The organism is Nocardia sp. PE-7, assembly GCF_030486425.1.
GTDB classification, from domain to species: Bacteria; Actinomycetota; Actinomycetes; order Mycobacteriales; family Mycobacteriaceae; genus Nocardia; species Nocardia salmonicida_A.
Genome location: NZ_CP129614.1, coordinates 4,835,294 through 4,856,961 on the forward strand (window position 1 = coordinate 4,835,294; position 21,668 = coordinate 4,856,961).

At 68.6% G+C, this 21,668-nt stretch carries 20 protein-coding genes; 3 read left to right on the plus strand and 17 right to left on the minus strand.

Features of this window, described 5'->3' with window-relative positions:
• Nucleotide 1: 1 nt before the first annotated feature.
• From rimM to QX204_RS22835, 5 genes are all read right to left on the minus strand, one after another.
• Complete coding sequence (gene rimM, locus QX204_RS22815) at nucleotides 2–526, minus strand: ribosome maturation factor RimM (protein WP_301902178.1); 525 nt, start codon at nucleotides 524–526, stop codon at nucleotides 2–4.
• A complete protein-coding gene (locus QX204_RS22820) occupies nucleotides 527–769 on the minus strand; it encodes an RNA-binding protein (protein WP_056811833.1) in 243 nt (80 codons plus the stop codon).
• On the minus strand, nucleotides 769–1,206 hold the full coding sequence (gene rpsP, locus QX204_RS22825; protein ID WP_301902182.1) for a 30S ribosomal protein S16: 438 nt from the start codon (nucleotides 1,204–1,206) through the stop codon (nucleotides 769–771). The genes QX204_RS22820 and rpsP overlap by 1 nt, the downstream gene beginning before the upstream one ends.
• 209 nt (nucleotides 1,207–1,415) lie before the next feature.
• Nucleotides 1,416–2,510, minus strand: coding sequence for an amidohydrolase family protein (locus tag QX204_RS22830; RefSeq protein WP_301902184.1), 1,095 nt, complete (start codon nucleotides 2,508–2,510; stop codon nucleotides 1,416–1,418).
• Nucleotides 2,511–2,633: 123 nt separating this feature from the next.
• Nucleotides 2,634–3,452, minus strand: a complete 819-nt coding sequence (locus QX204_RS22835) for a nuclear transport factor 2 family protein (RefSeq protein ID WP_301902186.1) — start codon at nucleotides 3,450–3,452, stop codon at nucleotides 2,634–2,636.
• Nucleotides 3,453–3,556: 104 nt separating this feature from the next.
• Between QX204_RS22835 and QX204_RS22840 the strand changes: the two genes are divergently transcribed.
• On the plus strand, nucleotides 3,557–4,348 hold the full coding sequence (locus tag QX204_RS22840) for a phosphatidylethanolamine N-methyltransferase family domain-containing protein (RefSeq protein ID WP_062986935.1): 792 nt from the start codon (nucleotides 3,557–3,559) through the stop codon (nucleotides 4,346–4,348).
• Between the two features lie 61 nt (nucleotides 4,349–4,409).
• Here QX204_RS22840 and ffh read toward each other — a convergent pair whose 3' ends face one another.
• The 6 genes from ffh to ftsY all read right to left on the minus strand — a co-directional run bounded on the left by ffh (nucleotide 4,410) and on the right by ftsY (nucleotide 12,467).
• Nucleotides 4,410–5,975 carry a signal recognition particle protein gene (gene ffh / locus QX204_RS22845; protein WP_056811842.1) on the minus strand — a complete coding sequence of 522 codons (1,566 nt, stop codon included), beginning with the start codon at nucleotides 5,973–5,975 and terminating at the stop codon, nucleotides 4,410–4,412.
• An 80-nt stretch (nucleotides 5,976–6,055) separates the two neighbouring features.
• Nucleotides 6,056–6,370, minus strand: coding sequence for a hypothetical protein (locus QX204_RS22850; RefSeq protein ID WP_301902188.1), 315 nt, complete (start codon nucleotides 6,368–6,370; stop codon nucleotides 6,056–6,058).
• Nucleotides 6,371–6,503: 133 nt separating this feature from the next.
• On the minus strand, nucleotides 6,504–8,948 hold the full coding sequence (locus tag QX204_RS22855; protein WP_301902189.1) for a [protein-PII] uridylyltransferase: 2,445 nt from the start codon (nucleotides 8,946–8,948) through the stop codon (nucleotides 6,504–6,506).
• Nucleotides 8,949–9,037: 89 nt separating this feature from the next.
• Nucleotides 9,038–9,376, minus strand: coding sequence for a P-II family nitrogen regulator (locus QX204_RS22860; RefSeq protein WP_056815692.1), 339 nt, complete (start codon nucleotides 9,374–9,376; stop codon nucleotides 9,038–9,040).
• Nucleotides 9,377–9,381: 5 nt separating this feature from the next.
• On the minus strand, nucleotides 9,382–10,728 hold the full coding sequence (locus QX204_RS22865) for an ammonium transporter (RefSeq protein ID WP_062986933.1): 1,347 nt from the start codon (nucleotides 10,726–10,728) through the stop codon (nucleotides 9,382–9,384).
• A gap of 314 nt (nucleotides 10,729–11,042) precedes the next feature.
• A complete protein-coding gene (gene ftsY, locus QX204_RS22870) occupies nucleotides 11,043–12,467 on the minus strand; it encodes a signal recognition particle-docking protein FtsY (protein ID WP_301902192.1) in 1,425 nt (474 codons plus the stop codon).
• Nucleotides 12,468–12,621: 154 nt separating this feature from the next.
• On the opposite strand from ftsY, the gene QX204_RS22875 reads away from it, so the two are divergent.
• Complete coding sequence (locus QX204_RS22875; protein ID WP_014987060.1) at nucleotides 12,622–13,011, plus strand: DUF2237 family protein; 390 nt, start codon at nucleotides 12,622–12,624, stop codon at nucleotides 13,009–13,011.
• On the opposite strand, the gene QX204_RS22880 is transcribed toward QX204_RS22875, so the two are convergent.
• Nucleotides 12,995–13,783: a TetR/AcrR family transcriptional regulator gene (locus tag QX204_RS22880; RefSeq protein WP_301902195.1), complete on the minus strand. Its 789-nt coding sequence runs from the start codon at nucleotides 13,781–13,783 to the stop codon at nucleotides 12,995–12,997. The two genes, QX204_RS22875 and QX204_RS22880, sit on opposite strands and share 17 nt — an antisense overlap.
• A gap of 123 nt (nucleotides 13,784–13,906) precedes the next feature.
• Here QX204_RS22880 and QX204_RS22885 point away from each other — a divergent pair, with 123 nt between their 5' ends.
• Nucleotides 13,907–14,827, plus strand: a complete 921-nt coding sequence (locus QX204_RS22885) for an NmrA/HSCARG family protein (RefSeq protein WP_301902197.1) — start codon at nucleotides 13,907–13,909, stop codon at nucleotides 14,825–14,827.
• A 22-nt stretch (nucleotides 14,828–14,849) separates the two neighbouring features.
• Here the strand turns inward: QX204_RS22885 and smc are convergent, their stop codons facing one another.
• The 5 genes from smc to QX204_RS22910 form a co-directional block, all read right to left on the minus strand.
• A complete protein-coding gene (gene smc, locus QX204_RS22890; protein ID WP_301902198.1) occupies nucleotides 14,850–18,482 on the minus strand; it encodes a chromosome segregation protein SMC in 3,633 nt (1,210 codons plus the stop codon).
• 183 nt (nucleotides 18,483–18,665) lie between these two features.
• Nucleotides 18,666–19,160, minus strand: a complete 495-nt coding sequence (locus QX204_RS22895) for a DUF1707 SHOCT-like domain-containing protein (RefSeq protein ID WP_301902199.1) — start codon at nucleotides 19,158–19,160, stop codon at nucleotides 18,666–18,668.
• A gap of 87 nt (nucleotides 19,161–19,247) precedes the next feature.
• Nucleotides 19,248–19,703: a DUF350 domain-containing protein gene (locus QX204_RS22900; protein ID WP_301902200.1), complete on the minus strand. Its 456-nt coding sequence runs from the start codon at nucleotides 19,701–19,703 to the stop codon at nucleotides 19,248–19,250.
• 37 nt (nucleotides 19,704–19,740) lie between these two features.
• Nucleotides 19,741–20,904: a glutathionylspermidine synthase family protein gene (locus QX204_RS22905; protein WP_301902202.1), complete on the minus strand. Its 1,164-nt coding sequence runs from the start codon at nucleotides 20,902–20,904 to the stop codon at nucleotides 19,741–19,743.
• The gene (locus QX204_RS22910) at nucleotides 20,905–21,642 is read right to left on the minus strand and encodes a hypothetical protein (protein ID WP_301902204.1); all 738 of its coding nucleotides are present in this window, start codon (nucleotides 21,640–21,642) and stop codon (nucleotides 20,905–20,907) included.
• Nucleotides 21,643–21,668: the final 26 nt, after the last annotated feature.

Below are 21,668 nucleotides of genomic sequence, written 5' to 3' on the forward strand. Positions count from 1 at the left end.
ATTACTCCGGATCGAGCAGGCCCTCGGGCGGTGTGATGACCACCAGTCCATCGGCGAGCGAGACCGTCGGCACGATGGCGGTGACAAAGGGAATGAGAATTTCGCGACCGTCGTCGGCGGCACGCACCGACAGCAGTTCGCCCGCGGCCGAATGCAGCACCTCGGTGACCGTGCCGACGAGGGTGCCGTCGGCGAACTCGACCCGAAGGCCTTCGAGTTCGTGGTCGTAGAAGGCGTCGTCGTCCTCCGACGGCGGCAGCGAATCGCTGTCGACGACGAACAACGTGCCGCGCAGGGCGTCGGCGGCGGTGCGGTCGTCGATACCGTCGACGAACACCAGAAGCCGGCCCGAGTGCTCTCGGGCCGACTTCACGGTGTAGTCACGGGTCGCCGAGGACTTCGGCATCCTGCCGCGCAGCGTGACGCCCGGCGCGAACCGGACGTCCGGCTCGTCGGTGCGCACATCGACGACGAGTTCGCCGCGTACGCCGTGCGACTTGGCGACCCGACCTACGACGAGTTCCATCTAGGCGTCGGTATCGACCACGTCGACCCGGATCCCACGGCCGCCGATGCCGGCGACCAGGGTGCGCAGCGCGGTCGCGGTACGACCACCGCGCCCGATCACCTTGCCCAGGTCTTCAGGATGGACATGTACCTCGACGGTGCGTCCACGACGGCCGGTGAGCAGCTCGACACGGACGTCGTCAGGGTTGGCGACGATGCCGCGAACCAGATGTTCGACGGCATCGGCAACAACAGCAGTCATTACTCGGCAGCCTCGGTGGCGGCTTCCTCAGCGGCAGCCTCGTCCTTCTTGGCGGCCTTCTTCTTGGGGGTGACGGCCTCGGTGGTGGGCGCGTTGTCGGCGGCGGCGAGCGCGGCGTTGAACAGGTCCAGCTTGGAGGTCTTCTCGGCCTTGACCTTCAGGGTGCCCTCGGTGCCCGGCAGGCCCTTGAACTTCTGCCAGTCGCCGGTGATCTCCAGCAGACGCTGCACCGACTCGGTCGGCTGCGCGCCGACGGACAGCCAGTACGCGACGCGCTCGGCGTCGATCTGGATCAGCGAAGGCTCTTCCTTCGGGTGGTACAGGCCGATGGACTCGATGGCCCGGCCGTCACGACGGGTGCGGGCGTCGGCGACGACGACGCGGTACTGCGGGTTGCGGATCTTGCCGAGACGGGTGAGCCTGATCTTGACAGCCATGCTGTTCAGTCTTCTTTCGGTAGTTTTGGTCACCACGCGATTCAGCGACCCGCATGGTCTGCGGGTCCGGTTTCGCGCATGTGTGCGTGACCGCCGCGCGGTACGTAACCGGAGACGGGCTGACACTGTCCAGGAAGGACGAGGGTTCATTCTGCCAGACGACCCGCGACGGCCGGAAATCGCCTCCGCTGACGCCGCGCAACGCCGAGTCAGCGGTGCCCGGTGACCGGATCGGGGGTCTTCACCACCAGGCCGCGCAGGACAACCCATTGTGGGTCGGTGAGCGACTGGGGATTCACCCGGGGATCGTCGGCGTAGACGACGAAGTCGGCCGGGGCCCCCTCGTCGATGCCGGGGCGGCCGAGCCAGGTGCGGGCGTTCCAGGAGGCGGCGCCGAGGGCGTCGTGGGGTGACAGGCCCGCGCCGGACAGCGCGGTGATCTCGTCGGCGATGCGGCCGTGCCGGATGGAGCCGCCCGCGTCGGTGCCCGCGTAGATCGGCACGCCCGCCTCGTGGGCCTTGCCGACGGTGTCGCGGACGCGGCGGTGCAGATCACGCATGTGGGCCGCGTAGACCGGGAACTTCGTGGCGCTGTCGGCGATGCCGGGGAAGGTGTCGATATTGATCAGGGTGGGGACCAGGGCGGTGCCGTTGGCCACCATCAGCTCGATGGTGTCGTCGGTGATGCCGGTGCCGTGCTCGAGGCAGTCGATGCCCGCGTTGATCAGGCCGGGCAGCGCGTCCTCGCCGAACACGTGCGCGGTGACCCTGGCTCCGTTCGCGTGGGCCGCGTCGATGGCCTGCTTCAGGATGTCGTCGCTCCACAGCGGCCGCAGGTCGCCCACGGTGCGGTCGATCCAGTCCCCCACGATCTTGACCCAGCCGTCGCCGAAGCGGGCCTGCTCGGCGACGATCTCGGGCAGGTCGCGTTCGTCGTCGAGCTCGATGCCGAGTTCGCGGATGTAGCGCTTGGGCCGGGCGATGTGGCGGCCCGCGCGGATGATCCGCGGCAGCTCGGCGTGCTCGTCGATGAATCGGGTGTCGATCGGCGAGCCCGCGTCGCGCAGGAGCAGCGCGCCCACGTCACGTTCGGTCTCGGCTTGCTCGATCGCGCCCTCGTGGGTCTCGTCCCCGCCGCCGTAGCGGATTCCGACATGACAGTGGGCGTCGACCAGTCCCGGCACGATCCAGCCTGCGCCGCACAGGGTTTCGGCACCGCGCATCGGCTCGAACGTCACTCTGCCGTCGACGACCCAGAGGTCGCGCTCCCGGTCGTCGGGGAGAACCACACCACGCAGATGCACACGAACCTCCAGTCGTCGGCCTGAGACCGAACCTACCGCGCACGATCAGCACACGCACACGCGCCGAGGCACCGCTCGTCGCGGCAGAAGCGGGAGTCGGCTCGACACCCTCCGGGCAAATGGTCAGTCGTCCGAAGGATCGCCGTCGAGAAAGACCCGCACCGCGGTGATGCGCGGGCGGTCCGGCGCGCAATCGACGAAGGCCACGCCTCGCGACGCACCGACTCGCACGCTCACACTGACGGTACGTCCCGCGGCGATCATCTTGTCCCACTCCATGTCTCGCGCGCGATCGGCGAATTCCGCCACCGAGATCGGGTGCCCGACCGGCAGCTCGATCACCGTCCGCTCATCGAGCAGCGCCCGCACCCCACCCGAGTCCCCGGACGCCGCCGCGGCGAACAGTCGGCGGACGAGGCGCTTGCCCGACCCGCCCACACCGCGCAGGGCCCGCATCATCCCCATCGCACCGCCGATGCCGAGCTCGGCGACGAGTTGCGGTCCGAGCTTCGCGCCCGCGAGCACTCCGGACGGCCCCGTGCGCAGCAGTCGCGCGATCATCACCCCCAGCTCCCAGTGCGCGGCGAGCCGGGCGATCCGCCAGCCGCCGTCGGTGCCGACCAGGTCGTAGCGCAGATGCATCGGCACGGTGACGGTGGCGCCGGTCGACATCGTGGTCTCGATGTGCAGGTCACGCACCACCGTGTACCCAGCGACGAGGTCGCGATCGATGCGGAAGGCGATGGAGTTCGGCGCGATGAAGACGTTGTAGAAGCGCGAGATGGCGTCGGGGCCGATGTGCTCACGCGAGCCGTACGGGTCGTGCACCGCGGCCTGCTCGGCGAACAGCGCGACCCAGGCGGTCTTGTCGTGCGCGGCCACGGCACGCGGTGACGCCTGCACAGCCGCGAGCAGGTCCTCGTCGGTCCGATCCAACGACATGTACGTCCTCCATACTCACGCTTCCCCTGCGCGATCCATGATAGAACGTGTTCTAGTTTTGCGTCGGCGATCGTGCCCGGCGCCTGTTGGACAAGAGGATCTCGATGGACTGGTACACCGGGAACACCACCTACGACACCGTGCTGGCCATCGCCTTCGGCTTCGCCGCGTTCGTGATCGTCGGCGGATTGTTCGCGCAGAGCCCCTACGGCCGCTTCGCCTCGAACAAGGTCGGCTTCAATCTCAACCCCAAGCTGGGCTGGTGGCTGATGGAACTGCCCGCGACCGTCGTGTTCGCGGTGTTCTATCTCAGCGGACCCGATCGCTTCGAACCGGTGCCGCTGGTACTGGCCGCCATCTGGTTGCTGCATTACGGCAACCGTGGCTGGTTCTTCCCGCTCTCCATCCGGCAGGTGCCGGGCAAGACGAGCAGTTTCAATGTGTCGGTGGTCGCGGCGGGCGTGTTCGTGACGGCGCTGCACGGCTACCTCAACGGCGCGTTCTTCAGCAACGACTACAACAACCAGTACGGCACCGCCTGGCTCACCGATCCGCGTTTCCTGATCGGGCTGGTCGTGTACCTGTGCGGCTTCGGACTGCTGGTGCGGTCCGAGGCGATCGTGCGCAATCTGCGGGACAAGAACAACCCCGGCGCCGCCGAGTACCGGGTCCCGCACGGCGCGGGCTTCCGTTTCGTCAGCAGCCCCGCCTACCTCGGCGAACTGATCGCCTGGGCCGGATTCGCCCTGCTCACCTGGTCACTGGCCGGCGTCGCGATCTTCTTGATCACCGCGGGCAACCTGGTGCCACGCGCCTTCGCCACCCACCGGTGGTACCGCGAGAAGTTCGCCGACTACCCGACCACCCGCAAAGCGTTGATTCCCGGCGTGATCTGAGCCGATGAGAAAGCCGTGGCAGGTGATCACTCACCTGCCACGGCTTTTCAGTACGAACAACTCAATTCTTGGGGAACTTCAGCTGGGAGAGGTCGATGCCCTCCAGGCCGGGCGGCAGCTGATCGAGACCGGGCGGCATGTTCGACAGATCCATGCCCGGCGGCAAGCCCGGCATTCCGGCGGGCATTCCGGGGAATCCACCGCGCATCTTGGGCTGAGTGGGCCCACGCCCGCCCTTCTTGCCCTTCTTACCGCCCTTTTTATTGTTGCCGCGGCGAGCTCCCGGCATCCCCATCTGCCGACCCATCATCGCCATCATCTTCTTGGCTTCGAAGAACCGGTCGACGAGCTGGTTGACTTCGGAGACCTGCACCCCGGAACCGTTGGCGATGCGCAGGCGCCGCGAGGCGTTGATGATCTTCGGGTTGTCCCGCTCGGCGCGGGTCATGCCCCGGATGATCGCCTGCACCCGGTCGAGCTGCTTGTCGTCGACCGCGGCCAGCGCGTCCTTCATCTGACCGGCGCCCGGCAGCATCCCGAGCAGGTTGCCGATCGGGCCCATCTTGCGGATGGCCAGCATCTGGTCGAGGAAGTCCTCGAGGGTGAGTTCGCCGCTGCCGATCTTGCGCGCGGTCTCCTCGGCCTGCTCGGCGTCGTAGACCTGTTCGGCCTGCTCGATGAGGGTGAGCACATCGCCCATGCCGAGGATGCGCGAGGCCATCCGGTCGGGATGGAAGACGTCGAAGTCCTCGAGTTTCTCGCCGGTGGAGGCGAACATGATCGGCGCACCGGTGACATTGCGTACCGACAGCGCCGCACCACCGCGGGCGTCACCGTCGAGCTTGGTGAGCACGACACCGGTGAACCCGACACCGTCGCGGAAGGCTTCGGCGGTGCTGACCGCGTCCTGACCGATCATCGCGTCGAGCACGAACAGCGTCTCGTCCGGCTGCACGGCATCGCGGATGCCCGCGGCCTGGCGCATCAGCTCGGCGTCGATACCGAGGCGACCGGCGGTATCGACGATCACCACGTCGTACTGCTTGGCCTTGGCCTCTTCGATACCGGCCGCGGCGACGGCGACCGGATCGGCCGCGGTGATGCCGAGCGGATTCTCGCCGCCACCGATGGAGGTGCCGCCGTGCGGGGCGAACACGGGCACGCCCGCGCGCTCACCGACGACCTGCAGCTGGGTGACCGCGCCGGGACGCTGCAGGTCACAGGCCACCAGCAACGGTTGGTGCCCCTGACCCTTGAGCCATTTGGCCAGCTTGCCCGCGAGCGTGGTCTTACCCGCACCCTGCAGACCGGCCAGCATGATGACCGTCGGCGGGTTCTTGGCGAGGTTGAGGCGACGGGTCTCGCCACCGAGGATGGCGACGAGTTCCTCGTTGACGATCTTGACGACCTGCTGCGCGGGATTGAGCGCGCCGGAGACCTCCGCGCCCTTGGCGCGTTCTTTGACGTTGGCGATGAAGCCGCGCACCACGGGCAGCGCGACGTCGGCCTCGAGGAGTGCGAGGCGGATCTCGCGCGCGGTGGCGTCGATGTCGGCCGGTGACAGACGCCCCTTACCGCGCAGATCCTGCAGTGCACCGGTAAGCCGGTCGGACAGGGATTCGAACACCGATCGCGCTCCTGATCTGAAAGGGTCTCAGGTCGTCAGACCGAAGTCGGACGTCTATTGCCCTCCCAGGGTAATGGAGGTTATTCGGTATGTTGCACGTGCGGTGGCGCCGTGCGGCGCAACTCGTGCGATTCGATGTCCACCAGGTACACCGCTTCTCTGCCGGTGAGGCCGAGTTCCCGCGAGAGCGCCTCGATCCGAAGCCATTCGGAATCGGCACTGCCGGCATGGTGGGCGGCGGTCGAGGCGATGGTCATCGCGGCCAACGCCTGCGCACCACTGAGGGTGCGACCCGGCAACCACGAAACCACCCACAGGTCACCACCGACGCACCGCGCGATGTGCGCGGTCGCGTCGCTGGTCATCATCGACGCGGAAACGACTTCGATAGCCAACGGATCAGCTCCCCTCGTACGAGTGACAGCCGGACCAGGGGAATGCTATAGGTCCCATATCGACTTATCGGGCCGCGAGCACGCTGTGTAGCAACCTGATAGCAATCAGTGAGTAAACTGTGTCCTTGCGGTGTCAGTCGGCCTCGGTTGTCGCAGTCGGCGGCGGGGCGGGAGCGGGCCGCGGAACCACCTCGAGGACGGCCTTTTCGATGCGGTCGCGCAGAGCCGGGCTGTCGGCGTCGCCCAGTTCGAGACAGAAGGCGTCGACCACGGCCGAGCCCATCGTGACCACCTTGGCCCACCGGACGTTGGCTCCCGTCGCGGCGAAGGCGCCTGCCAGTCTGCTCAGCAAACCGATCCGGTCGTCGGCGCGCAGTTCGAGAATCACCTGTCCCGGCGTGCTGACCGGTGACCAGATCAGTCGCGGGGCAGCACGCGCGTAGCGACCCGGCCCGGTCCCGACTGCCTCGGCTTCGCGCTTGGCCAGCACTTCGGGCAGGTTCAGCGCGCCGGTGGTGGCTCGGATGAGCTCCTGACGCAGCAGACCCGCGTCCGGCGGGTCGCCGAATTTCGGCATCACCACGAAGGTGTTGATCGCCGAATCGCCCGCACTGCCCAGCGAGGCCGAGAGCACCCGCAGCGCGTGCAGCGCCAGGACACCGGCGGCGTCGGAGAGCAGGCCGGGTTCGTCGGGGGCGATCACCGTGACCACGAAGGTGTGTTTACCGTCGCCGGGCACGAGGCTGACGTGGACGCCGCCCGCTCCGGCCTTGTCCAACAGCTCCGGGTCGATCGGTTCCGGTTGCGGCAGTGGCTCGCCCGCCATGACGAGTCGGCAGCGGCGCACCAGTTCCCCGATCAGCGAGGCCTTCCAGTCGCCCCAGACACCGGGGCCGGTGGCCATCGAGTCGGCCTCGGCCAGCGCGTGCAGCAGTTCGAGCAGACCGACGTCTCCCCCGAGGGCGTCGGCGACGTGCTGCACGGTGGCCGGGTCGTCGAGATCGCGCCGGGTCGCGGTGTCGGGCAGCAGCAGGTGGTGGCGCACGATCGCGCTGAGGGTACGCACGTCCGAGGGCCACATTCCGAGCCTGCGGCCGATATGCGTGGCCAGTTCGGCGCCGACGATGCTGTGGTCGCCTTGGCGCCCCTTGCCGATATCGTGCAGCAGCGCGCCGAGCGCGAGCAGGTCGGGCCGGGCCACCCTGGTGCTCAGGCTGCTCGCGAAGGCGACGGTCTCCATGAGGTGCCGGTCGACGGTCCAGGTGTGCATCGCATCGCGCGGCGGCAGATCGCGGACCGCGCCCCATTCGGGAAAGAGCCTGCCCCACAATCCGGTTCGATCGAGTGCCTCGACCGCGTCGATGCTGCCTCGGCCCGCGCCGAGCAGTACGAGCAGATCGTTGAGCGCGTCCTTCGGCCACGGTTCGCGCAGTTCGGGCGCGTCCTCGGACAGGCGGTTGAGCGTGGTCGCCGACATCGGCAGCCCGGTCTGCGCCGACGCCGCGGCCACCCGCAGGATCAGCCCGGGATCGCGTTGCGGGCGGGCGTCCCTGGCCAGCACCACCTCGCCGGAGTGCTCGACCACCCCCTCATCGAGTGGTCGGCGCACCGGCATCCGGCGCAGTCGGGCCAGGCCGCGCCGCGGGAGCGCGTTGGCGGCCGTGCGCAGACCGACGTCGCACGAATAGCTCACCGTACGCGCCGAATCGGTCAATGTCCGGGCGAGATCGAAACGGTCACCGATGCGCAGCGCGGCGCCGATCTCGTCGGCGTCCTGGGCGCGCAGCTGATCGCGGGCCCGGCCGGCGACCCGATGTAGTTCGGTGCGCACGTCCAGCAGCCGCCGGTGGGCCTGTTTGAGGCCGCCGCCGGGGACCTCGGGGCCCAATCCCGGCATGGCGTCGGTCAACTGGGCGATCGCGAGCGCGTCGAGCAGCTGGATATCGCGCAGCCCGCCGCGACCGTTCTTGAGATCGGGTTCGGCGCGATGGGCGATCTCGCCACTGCGCTGCCAGCGTGCGCCGGCCTGGGCGATGAGATCGTCGAAGCGGGACCTGATCCCGGTGCGCCACTCCCGGCGCACGCCGCCGATGAGCAGATTGCTGAGGTCTCGGTCGCCGACGATGTGGCGGGCTTCCAGCAGGCCGAGCCCGGCGATCATGTCGTCGGCGGCCACCCGCAACGCCTGCGGCACGGTGCGCACGCTGTGGTCGAGCTTGATGTGGGCGTCCCACAGGGGATACCAGAGTTGATCGGCGACCTCGGAGACCACCTTCGGGTCGACGTCGTCGTGCAGCAGCACGAGGTCGAGATCGGAGTAGGGCAGCATCTCGCGGCGTCCGAGCCCGCCGACAGCCACGACCGACAGGCCGCTGTCGGCGGTGATGCCGAGTTCGCTGCCCTTGCTGGTGAGCCACAGTTCGAACAGGTCGACCAGGGCCTCGCGCAGCGATTCCGGATCGAGCCGCGGATTGCGGGTGCCCGCTCCGTCGAGCAGCTGCGCCCTGGCCTTGACCAGATCCGCCGCTCCGTTGTTCTGAATACCGCCGTTCCGCTGTGCCACAGCCCACACCACCATTTCATGCGGGCGGCCCCGCCCCGACCGGAGTTCTCACCGGTGGGAGCGGGGCCGCCGCTCGATCGATTCCTCGTGCGTGACTGACCGAATTACAGTGCGTCGGTCCCGCGTTCGCCGGTACGGACGCGGATGATGGTGTCCACCGGGGTCACCCATACCTTGCCGTCACCGATCTTGCCGGTGCGCGAGGCCTCCACGATCACCTCGACGACCTTCTCGACCGACGCATCGTCCACGACGACCTCGACCCGGACCTTGGGAACGAAATCCACCGAGTACTCAGCACCGCGGTACACCTCGGTGTGGCCCTTCTGCCGGCCGTAGCCCTGGACTTCGCTGACGGTCATGCCGAGCACGCCTGCCTGTTCCAGCCCGGACTTCACATCTTCGAGCGTGAACGGTTTGACGATTGCCGTAACCAGTTTCATGTTCGTCATGCCTCCTTGACGAGCGTGCGTGCCGTGCCACCCACAGCAGCGAAATCGTATGCGGTTTCCGCGTGCTCGGCTTCGTCGAGGCCCGCAGCCTCGGACTCTTCACTGGCGCGCAGGCCGATCGTGAACTTGATCGCGTACGCGATGATGGCCGTGGCGACCAGCGAGTAGGCGAGAACGGCGAAGGCACCGACAGCCTGCAGCTTCAACTGCTCGACTCCACCACCGTAGAACAGTCCATCGACACCTGCGGGAGCTTCGCTGGTAGCGACGAGTCCGACGATCAGGGTGCCGACCAGACCACCGACGAGGTGGACGCCGACGACGTCGAGCGAGTCGTCGAAGCCGAAGCGGAACTTCAGGCCGACGGCCAGGGCGCACAGCGCACCGGAGACGACACCGACAGCCAGGGCGCCGACCACGTTGACCGAGGAACAGGCCGGGGTGATGGCGACCAGACCGGCGACGATGCCCGAGGCAGCGCCGAGCGAGGTCGGGTGACCGTCGCGGATCTTCTCCACGAGCAGCCAGGCCATCATCGCGGCGGCGGTGGCGATCGTGGTGGTGAGGAAGGTGGCACCCGCGACGCCGTTGGCGCTCAGCGCCGAACCCGCGTTGAAGCCGTACCAGCCGAACCACAGCAGACCGGCGCCGAGCATCACGAACGGCAGGTTGTGCGGACGGAACGGCGTCTTCGGCCAGCCCTTGCGCTTGCCGAGGATCAGGCAGAGCACCAGACCGGCGGCGCCGGCGTTGATGTGGACCGCGGTACCACCGGCGAAGTCGATCGCCTTGAGGTTGTTGGCGATCCAGCCGCCGTTCTCACCGGTGTAGCCGCTGAAGGCGAACACCCAGTGCGCGACGGGGAAGTAGACGACCGTGGCCCAGATTCCGGCAAATACGAGCCACGACCCGAACTTCAAGCGGTCGGCGACCGCGCCCGAGATGAGTGCGACCGTGATGATCGCGAACATGAGCTGGAAGGCGACGAACACCGAGAGCGGGATCGTGCCGAACAGCGGGATGGCGGCGGGGGCCGCGGGGTCGGTAGTCGCTAGATAGTCGCCGCCCAGGACGCCCTTGAGGCCGAAGTACTGGAGCGGATCACCGACCAGCTTGCCCTTGTCCTCGCCGAACGCCATCGAGAAGCCGTATAGACACCACAGGATGGTGATCAGGCCCATCGCGGAGACGCTCATCATGATCATGTTCAGCACGTTCTTGCCACGGACCATACCGCCGTAGAAGAACGCCAGACCCGGCGTCATCAACAGCACCAGGGCCGCCGACGCCAGCATCCAGGCGGTGTCACCGGCGTCCGGTGCGCCGATCAGTGGAAATGCCACCTTGTGTTCCTCCTCATCTCGGGCCCTGCCGATGACGGCAAAAGGACCTGTACAGAAGGGTCGCCACTCGGTGTTTCATCCGTTGAGCTGTGGTGTTTCACCTGAGTGAACGGATAGCGCTGTTGTGTTGCATCCACGTTTCGCGTGGTTGGCACGAGCTTGTCAGCTCACGGTGAGGTCGGTACGGATGTGCGATTCGCCGCGAGTTCGCGCGGCGAATCACCGCGACGCCGTTGCTCCGAAACCCTGATGTCAGCCCCCGAAAACAGCGATGCCCGCCCGATCGCCGGATCGGACGGGCATCGACGAAACCGCTACGCGGCGCCCCCGAGCAGGGCGTCGACGAACGCGCCGGGCTCGAAGGGCGCCAAGTCGTCGGCGCCCTCGCCGAGACCGACGAGTTTCACCGGCACCCCGAGTTCGTGCTGCACCTGGAACACGATGCCGCCCTTGGCAGTGCCGTCGAGCTTGGTGAGGACCACGCCGGAGATATCGACGACGTCGGCGAACACCCGCGCCTGCATCAGGCCGTTCTGGCCGACGGTCGCGTCGAGGACCAACAGCACCTCGTCGACCTCGCCCTTCTTCTCCACGACCCGCTTGACCTTGCCCAGCTCGTCCATCAGGCCGGTCTTGGTATGCAGGCGGCCCGCGGTGTCGATGAGGACCGCGTCGACGCCGCGGTCGATGCCCGCGGTGACCGCGTCGAAGGCGACGGCGGCCGGGTCGGCGGCCTCTTTGCCGCGCACGGTCTCGGCGCCCACCCGTTCACCCCAGGTCTGCAGCTGATCGGCGGCGGCGGCGCGGAAGGTGTCGGCGGCGCCGAGCAGCACGCGGCGGCCGTCGGCGACGAGCACCCGGGCCAGTTTGCCGGTGGTGGTGGTCTTACCGGTGCCGTTCACGCCGACCACGAGCAGGATCGCGGGCTTGTCGCCGTGTGGAAGGGCGTGGATGGAGCGGTCGAGCTCGGGGCGCAGTGCCTCGACGAGCACGTCACGCAGGGCGGCACGGGCCTGTTCGGGAGTGCGCACGCTGCGTGCGGCCATCTCTTCGCGCAAGCGTTCGACGATCTTGGCGGTGCTCGCGGTGCCGATATCGGCCAGCACCAGGGTGTCTTCGATCTCCTCCCACGAATCCTCGTCCAGGTCGCCGCCGCCGAGCAGGCCGAGCAGGCTCTTGCCGACGGCGTTCTGGGAGCGAGATAAACGGCCGCGCAGGCGGACGAGACGGCCCGTGGTGGGGTCGATCTCCTCGATCGCGGTGGTGACCGGGTCGACCTCCGTCGGCGCGGTGTCGACAGGCGCTTCCGGCGTGGGGGCGGTGTCCCCAGGCGCGGTCTCGGTGTCGGGCTCGGCCGGTGCGGTGGTGTCGAGGGCCGACGCGTCGTCGGGGACCACCACGGTCTCGTCGACGACGACATCGCCCTCGGGCAGCGGAACATCGGTGATGCCGCGGCGCGGGGCGTCACGCGGGATCGCGGCGTCGTCGCCGACGTGCGGTTGGCCGTCGGTATCGGTGCGCTCCGGGACGGGCTCGGGCTCGGTCACCGTCGAGCCGCCCTGGCTGAAGCTGAACCCCCCGGACGCGGTGTAACCACCGGAGCGGTCCGTCAACTCCTTGTCCGGCTCGGGCGGGGCCAGCGAAATCTGGCGTCGCTTGTACAGGACGAAACCCGCGACGAGCGCCACCAACAGGACGGCGGCGATCGCGGCGATCAGGATCCACGCTTGCGAACTCACCCGGCGAGTCTATTCGTGCGGAGAGTTACCGCACGTCGGCGGCGTCTGCGCAGCAGGTCGACGAGGCGTATCCGGGCGCGTCGCGGTATGGCGGAAACACTACAGATTCGTTGTCCTGCGGAACTTCTGGCGCTTGCCCCATAGGATCGGCGGAGTGACCGATCGAAACGTGCTTGGGGGGCCGCTGGAAGAGTGCGGCGCCGATCCTCTCACGGGCTTCTACCGGGACGGCTGCTGCAGCACCGGTCCGGAGGATCTCGGCAGCCACACCGTGTGCACCGTCGTGACGGCGGAATTCCTGGAGCATCAGGCCTCCATCGGCAACGACCTCAGCACCCCCCGCCCAGAGAACAATTTTCCCGGCCTGCAACCGGGCGACCGCTGGTGCGTGGTGGCGGTCCGCTGGTTGCACGCCCACGAGGACGGCGTAGCCGCACCCGTGGTCCTGGCCGCAACCCACGAGAACGCGCTGGAGGTCATCTCCATGGATATCCTGCGAAAATACGCGGTCGATGTCCCCGACGACGTCAGCGACCTGCTCTAGCTGCCTCGCCGCCCCGGGTGTTGCGCAGATCGCGCAGGCGGTGTGCCTTCTGGCGGCAGGCCGGGGAGCAGTAGCGGGCCGGTCTTCCGATGCCCGGTCGGCGGACGGGCGCGCCGCAGACAGGGCAGGGTGCCGAGGTTTCGTTACTTTCCGCAATTTCGTTACGGTCGATTGTCGCGAGTTCCGTTACGGATGACGGGCGCGTTCGCAGCGCGTCGAGGATGAGCACGACGGCCGGGGCGAGTGGATCCTCGGCGCGTCGATGTCGTTGGATCGCAACGCATCCGGTGAAGATGTCCAACACATCGGCGATCCCCACATCGCGGCGGATCGCGCCCTGACGTTGGGCCGAGGCGAGCAGGGCGCCCAGAACACGGTGGAAGCGGTTGCCCGCGTCGCGCAGTAGCGCGCGGGGCCAGCCGTCGTCGGATTGCACCAGGTCGCACAGGTCCTTGTTGCCGGGCGTCGTCACGATCACGTGGGTGCACAGGGCGAAGAAGGCCGCACCCGGGTCCGGATCGGTGAGATATTCGGCGGCCAACGCGGCCAGCCCGTCGACGCGCTGTTGCATAACCGCCTCCAGCAGAGCGGTTTTGGTGGGGAAATGCCGATGGACGGTGCCCGCGCCGACACCCGCGCGGCGGGCCACTTCCGCCAGCGACACCGCGGCGCCGCGCTCGGCGAGCGCCCGCTGCGCGGCGGCCAGGATCAGCGCGCGGTTGCGACGCGCGTCGGATCGGATCGCCGGTTCCACGCCGTGGTCGACCGTCATTTCGTTACGCCTTCCCTGCACCGGACCTGGTCAACCGGGTGCACCCACCCGTACCGTCCGGAATACGGGTCGACTGACCCGATTGTAGGCACACCATCGATCACGAAACGGAGCTCCTCCGCAATGACATCAGTACTTCCCGTTCTGGTCACCGGCGCGACGGGCAAGCAGGGCGGCGCGACCGCCCGCCGATTGCTCGATCAGGGACACGAGGTTCGCGCTCTGGTCCGCGACCCCGACTCCCCCGCTGCCCGCGCACTGGCCGACGCCGGTGCCGAACTGGCGGTCGGCGACTTCGACGACTCGCCATCCCTGCGTGTCGCGGCAGCCGGAACACGAGCCGTATTCCTGGTCCCCCCAGCCGATTACAGCGTTAAAGGCTGGGGCGAGGACACCGAGGGCCGCCGCGGCACCGCCATGATCGACGCGGCCCGCGCCACCGGTGTCGAGCAGATCGTGTTCACCGGCGTCGCCACGATGGGCGACGCGCGATCGTGGGGTCAGCGGGGCAAGCAGGAGATCGAGCGGGCCCTGGCGGCGTCCGGCCTGCGCTACACCGTGTTGCGCCCGGTGCGCTTCATGGAGAACTACCTCCTGCACGGGTCGCCCGTCGACGGCATCCGCGCAGGCGGCGAACACGCGCACCTGTTCCCCGCCGATCACCCGCTCCAGATGATCGCCATCGACGACATCGGCGCCTTCGCCGCCCTGGCCTTCGCCGACCCCGAAACCTGGCACGCCCGCACCCTCGAACTGGCGGGTGACGCCATCACCCCGGTCGACGCGGCCGCCACCATCAGCGCCGCCGTCGGCCACCCCGTCCACTACCGCGAGATCGGCGAGGAGGAAGCCGACGCGATCGGCCCCCAACTCGGCAACACCTGGCGCCTGATCCGCGAAACCGGCGGCTGGCACGCCGACATCGCGGACCTGCGCGCCCAGTACCCAGAGCTGACCACCCTGAGCGACTGGCTGGCCCGCGGCGCCACCGTACAGATCCTTGACCGGATCGGGGCAACCGTCCCGGCGAACGGGCGCCACTGAGACTCGGGTCGCCGACCCGGCCTCAGGCGGAGGCCGGCACCGGGTCGGGGTCGGGGCCGGTGACCTCGGCTCGGTTCAGGCGTTGCGAGATGACCTGGGTGATGCCGTCGCCGCGCATGCTCACGCCGTAGAGTGCGTCGGCGATCTCCATGGTCGGCTTCTGATGAGTGATGACGATCAGCTGACTCTTCTCCCGCAGCTGTTCGAACAGGCCGATCAGACGGCGCAGGTTGGTGTCGTCCAGCGCCGCCTCGACCTCGTCCATCACGTAGAACGGCGAGGGGCGGGCGCGGAAGATCGCCACGAGCAGAGCCACCGCGGTGAGCGACTTCTCACCGCCGGAGAGCAACGACAGGCGCTTGACCTTCTTGCCGGGTGGGCGGGCCTCGACCTCGATGCCGGTGGTGAGCATGTCCGACGGATCGGTGAGCACCAGCCTGCCCTCACCGCCGGGGAACAGTTTTCCGAAGACACCGACGAATTCGCGTTCCACATCGGCGTAGGCCTCGGTGAACACCTGCAGGATGCGGGCATCGACCTCGGCGACCACGTCGAGCAGGTCCTTGCGCGCGTTCTTCACGTCTTCGAGCTGGGTGGCGAGGAAGGTGTAGCGCTCCTCCAGGGCCGCGAACTCCTCCAGCGCAAGGGGATTCACCTTGCCGAGCGTGGTGAGGTCCTTCTCGGCCCGCTTGGCGCGGCGCTCCTGCGTCGGCCGGTCGTAGGGCATCGGCTGCGGCGCGCTGACCTGTTCGCCGCGCTCCTTGGCCTGCTCGTACTCGTGCATCTCCAGCGCCGAGGGCGGCAGCACCACATCGGGCCCGTATTCGGCGACGAGGTCGGCCAGCGCGATGCCGAACTGTTCGGAGATGGTCGTCTCGAGCTGTTCGATGCGCAGTGCCGCTTGGGCTTTGGCGACTTCGTCGCGGTGCACGGCGTCGGTGAGCTGGGCCAGCTGGGTGTTCAGCGCGCGTGCGCGTTCCTTCACCTGTTCCAGCGCGGCGGCGCATTCGCCACGGCGACGGACCAATTCGTCACGCCGGGCCGCTGCGGTGGCCACGACCTGCTCGAGTTCGTTCTTGATCCTGCTACCCGATTCGGCGACCGCCGCGGCCACGGCGGCCGCTTGGCGCCGAGCCGCCTGGGCACGTTCGGCGCGAGCCCTGGCCTCCCGCTCGCCACGGGCGGCCCTACGCAGCGAATCCGCTTTGCCGCGCACCGATTCCGCGCGTTCCTCCGAGGTGCGCACGGACAATCGAGCCTCGACCTCCATGGTCCGGGCTTCGGCGAGCGCGGCGGCGGCTTCTTCCCGGGCATAGCCCGCGGTCTCGGTGCTCGCGGCGCCGAAACTGTCGTCGCTGCCGTCGTGTTCGATCTCGGCGTGACGCAGCCGGTCCTCGAGTTCGGCGAGGGAGGCGAGTGATTTCTCCCGCGCCGCTTCGGCTTCCGCGCGCTGGGTGGCCAGCCGCTCCCCCTCGGTCTGCGCCGCGCGCGCACTCTGCCCGACCCGGGCCAGCCGGTCGTAGATCGCCAGCAGCGCCTGATCGGATTCGTGCAGCGCCATCAGCGCGTGGTCGGCGGAGTCCTTGCGGTCGGTCTGTTCGGCCAGCGCGCCGGCCAGTGCCGCCTCCAACTCCTCGGCCCGCCGTTGCGCCGCCGCCAGTTCCGCGGTGGCGGTGTCGATGTCGGCCTGGACCTCGAGCTGGCTCGGCATCCGTTCGGAGCCGCCGACGACCCAGCCCGCACCGGCCAGGTCACCGTCGCGGGTCACCACCCGCAGTTCCGGGCGCAGGGCGACGAGCTCGGTGGCGGTCGCCAGATCATCGACCACCACGACGTCGACGGTGAGCGCGGCCAGCGCGGGTCGCACCTGATCGTCGCCTTCGAGCACGTCGGCGAGCCACTGCGCACCGGCGGGCAACGCGGCACGTTCGGCCGGTATCGCCCGGTCGGTGGCGAAGACGAACGCCACCCGACCGCCGTCACCACTGCGCAGTTCCCGCACCGCCGAGTCGGCGGCGGTCGCGGTATCGGCGGTGATGGCATCGGCGAGCGGACCGAGCAGTGCGGCCACAGCGGCCTCGAACCCGGACTGCACACGCAACAGGCCCGACAGCCGTCCACCGAGCCCGCTCACGCCGTGTTCGAGTAGCCAGGCCGCGCCGTCCTTGCGGGCCAGGTTCATGCCCAGCGCTTCGATGCGGGCACCGAGCCGGGCAACCAGCTTGCTCGCCTCCCGGTCGAGTTCCCGCAGTTCCCGCACGCGCTCGTCGGCCAGTTCCTGGGCGGCGACGGCGTGTTCGTGCTGGGCGTCCAAGCCCTTCTCGCCCGCGTCGAGTTCGCCGAGTTCGTCCTGTACCGAGTCGTATTCGACCTGCGCGGTCTCACCGCGGTGCCGGGCGTCGGCGATGGCGACGGACAGGCGCGCGATCTCGGCGTCCACGGACTGGGCCCGGGTGCGCAAGTTGTCGACCTGGCCCGACAGCCGGGCCAGCCCTTCGCGGCGGTCGGCGATCGCGCGCACCGCGGCCAGGTGCGCCTGCTCGGCGGCCTTGGCGGCCTGTTCCCGCTCGGCGAGGGCTTCGCGCGCGGCTTCGAGGGTCTCGGTGGCCATCTCGACCGCGTACCGCAGTTCGGCCTCTTCGGCTTCGATCCGATCGGCCTCGGCCTCGAGCTGGTCCGGGTCGCGGCCGGTGCCGACCGGGGCCTCGGTGTGCAAGTGCCTGGCCCGGTCACTGGCGATGCGGATGGTGGCGTTCACGCGTTCGGCCAGTGCCGAGAGCTGGAACCAGGTCTGCGCGGCGGCCTCGGCGCTGGGGCTGAGCCGCGACAGCTGGAACTCCTGCTGCGCGAGCGCGGCATTGGCGGCGTCGAGTTCGGTCTGCACGTTTATCTGCTGTTCGCGGGCGTAGGCCTCTTTGCTGAGCTGTGACTCCAGCTCGCCACGGCGGGTCACCAGGTCGTCGGCGGCCAGGCGCAGCCGGGCGTCGCGCAGATCGGCCTGCACGGTCTGCGCGCGGCGGGCGACCTCGGCCTGGCGGCTGAGCGGTTTGAGCTGGCGGCGCAGTTCGGTGGTGAGGTCGGTGAGCCGGGCGAGGTTGGCCTGCATCGCGTCGAGCTTGCGGACCGCCTTCTCCTTGCGCCTGCGGTGCTTGAGCACGCCCGCGGCCTCCTCGACGAACGCGCGCCGATCCTCCGGCCGCGATTCCAGGATCGCCGACAGCCTGCCCTGACCCACGATGACGTGCATCTCGCGCCCGATACCGGAGTCGGACAGCAGTTCCTGCACATCCATCAACCGGCACGTGCTGCCGTTGATCTCGTACTCGCCCGCGCCGTCGCGGAACATCCGCCGGGTGATCGATACTTCGGCGTAGTCGATGGGCAGCGCGCCGTCGGAGTTGTCGATGGTCAGCGTCACCTCGGCGCGACCGAGCGGCGCCCGCCCCACGGTCCCGGCGAAGATGACGTCCTGCATCTTCCCGCCCCGCAACGCTTTGGCACCCTGCTCGCCCATCACCCAGGAGAGCGCGTCCACGACATTGGATTTGCCGGACCCGTTCGGCCCGACGACGCAGGTGATGCCCGGTTCGAAGCGCAAAGTGGTCGCAGACGCGAAGGACTTGAAACCCTTCAACGTCAGACTCTTCAAATGCACTACCAAGGACCCTTCCTGCGCGCGAGCAACCATGCTAGCGCCTCCGCCTCCCCGGGACTCGGGCAAGACCTAGGCGAGTGGGCTTACCGCGGGCGAGCGGCGGTCATCTCGATAGTCGAGTCTGCCTGCGCCCGACGAGTTACCGACGTTCTTACCTCGGCATGTCGGACGAAGGAGCGCGATTCATGGGTGGTGCGGGCCGCCGTGGGGGTTCAGGTGATTCATCTGCTTCTGGATTCGGCGCAGATGAGTCTGGGTACCCGGCGTGGCTTCCCAGCCGGTGATCACGCGGAAGACCAGGACCGCGCCCCACGGACCGATCACCCACATCGGCCAGAAGTAGGTGAGCTCGCCCGCGGTGAGCGAGATCAGACCCCAGATGACCAGCACGATCACGCTGACGCCGAGCCAGCTGCCCGCCTCGATGCGCTGCCAGACCGGGAAGCGCGTACCGGACTCGCGCTCGGCGGGCGCCGCGGCCTGCTGCTGTTTCGTCAACGGCGGCAGGTCGGACAGGACGACGGCGAGTTCGTCGCGCGTGGCGGTCGCGTAGACCTTGGCCACCCGCAGATCGTATTCGCCCAGGTCGAGCCTGCCGTCGGCCAGGTGGGTGCCCAACTGGGCGACGATCGCGTTGCGTTCGGCGTCGGACGCGCGCGTACCCGGGGTGATATCCATGCCGACGTCCTCTCGGTCACATCCACGGTGGAGTGCTGGTTTCCAGCGTCCACCCTCCACAGTGTGATGTCAACCGTTCATACCGGCTCAGAGGATGGCGAAGGCCACCACGAGACCCAGCGCGAAGTGCGCGGCGGCGACGACGAGAACCTCGGGGGTGTAGGTCTCGGCGTGCAGGGTGCGGCCGATGTCGATGCCGGTGACCTTCTCGATCACCCGCACCGAGATCACCTGCGCGACGATGCCGACCAGGCCGTAGATGATCGCCGCGATCAGACCTTCCGACAGCTTGCCGCTGCCGCCGGTGGCCAGCACCGCGAACACGACGATGAACGCCATGCTGATCATTCCGGCCGCCGAGACGATGAGCGCGTTCGGCTTGCCCGCGACCACCAGATCGCGCAGCTTGCCCGGCGTGGTCAGATCGATGGCGAAGAAACCGATCAGCATCAGCGCGAGGCCGATCAGGCAGTACAGGATGATGGCGCCGACGCCTTCACCGAGCGCACTCCAATAACCCGATTCCAGGGCGAGGGCGGTCATCGTGGTCCTTTCGAACAATGTTGTGAGGTCAGTGGTTTCAGTCGACGATGCGGTGCGGGACGAACGCGGCGCCGTCATCGGTGATCAGGCCCGCGGTCTCGCGGATGCCGAGCCCCGCCGCGGTGTCACCCACGACCCAGGCGCCGAGTACCGGTCGCATTCCGTCGAATTCCGGGAGCGGGTCGAGCAATTGGTAGACGAACCCCTCGGCGCCGTAGACGCCGCCGGTCGCGGTCTCCATGCCGGGGCCGACGATGGTCATGTTCGCGCCCTCGCGGCCGAGCTTGGGTTTGCGAATGTATTCGGTGAGCTCGTGCGGGTCGTCGAGGTAGGCGGGCAACAGGTTGGGGTGACCGGGATACATCTCCCACAGGATGGCCAGGATCGCCTTGTTGCTCAGCAGCGTGGTCCACAGCGGCTCTACCCACGCGGTCGCGGGCAGGCTACCGACCACGCGCTTGCCGAAGTCGTCGTCGAGGATCCACTCCCACGGATACAGCTTGAAGATCGCCTCGATCGGCGCCTCGGCCAGATCGACGAACCGGTTCAGCTCGGTATCGAAACCGACTTCCTCGATCGGCAGCGCGACGGTGTCGAAACCGGCTTCGGCCGCTGTCTCCTGCATGTAGGCGGTGGTGACGTTGTCCTCGCCGGTCGCGTCGGCGCCCGACCAGGTGAAGTGCAGTTCGGTACCGGGCAGCACGCCGCGCAGTTCGGTCCAGCGCTCCACCAGCTTCTCGTGCAGCGAATTCCATTGGTCGCCACCGGGATGCACCTGCTGGAGCCAGTGCCACTGGATGATCGCGGCCTCGAGCAACGAGGTGGGAGTGTCTGCGTTGTATTCGAGCAGCTTGGCCGGGCGGCGCGCGTCGTAGCGCAGGTCGAACCGGCCGTACACGTAAGGGTCACTGCGACGCCATGATTCGGCGATCGGGCCCCATGTCCATTCCGGCAGACCGAAATCGGCGAAGCGCTCGGTGAGGACGACGTGCTCGACCGCGTGCAGGCACATCGACTGGAGCAGTTCCACATCGGCTTCCAGCGCGAGGATCTCGTCCATCGAGAACTCGTAGTGCACCGACTCGTCCCAGTACGGCCGCGGCTGACCGCTGGCATCGCGCCCCGGCGCACCGTAGACGAGGCCCTGCTTCTCGATGATCTGCTGCCAGTCCCGCCGTGGCGTGCTCTTGTTGCGGCGCATCTACGACCCACTCCCGCCGGTCGACTTGCTGCCGAGTCCGCCGCGCTGCACCGTGGTGCCGCTCTTGGTCGTGATCTGGGCATTGCGCGGTTTCACCGTGGTGCCGCCCGTCGGCGGCTTGCCGATCGTCGGTGTGCCGCCGTAGTGGTAGCGGTACTGCGGCCAGCCCAGAATCAGCAGTCCGGCACCGCCGGAGCCCTCGCTACGGAAATTGGTCTTGCCGTCGCCGCACTTGTCATCGGGGACAACGACTTCCTGCCCGTTCTGGTCGATCTGCACGCACGAGGCCGTCACCTGGTCGGGTGCGGTGATCGCCCGGTAGGCGAGGTAGCCGCCGCCGACGAGCGCGGCGACGCCGACGATGGCGACGCCGCCGATCATCACGCGTTTGCGGTTGCGCCGCTTCTCCTCCGCCGCCGCGGCCGCCGCTCGCTCGGCCTCGTCGGCTTGCCTGCGCGCTTTGTCCCTGGCGCGTGCCTCGCCGACGGTCGGCGGACGCGGCTGGGTGACGCCGGGTTCCTGCCGCGACATCCGGCCGGGTTGCGGCTGGCCGACGGGATGCCCGCCGGTACCGAAAGCGGGCGGCGTCGCCCCTGCGTCGGGCTCGGACGGGGTCGAACTCGCCTCCGGCGCGGACCAGCCCGCGCCGGGATCCGGTGGCGTCCACGGGGACCTGCCCGGCTCGCCGTTCGAGGGTTGTTCCGGTCGATCGGGCGGTCCAGGGTTCTGTGTGCTCACCGCTGCCGCCCCCTAGCCCCCGCAGT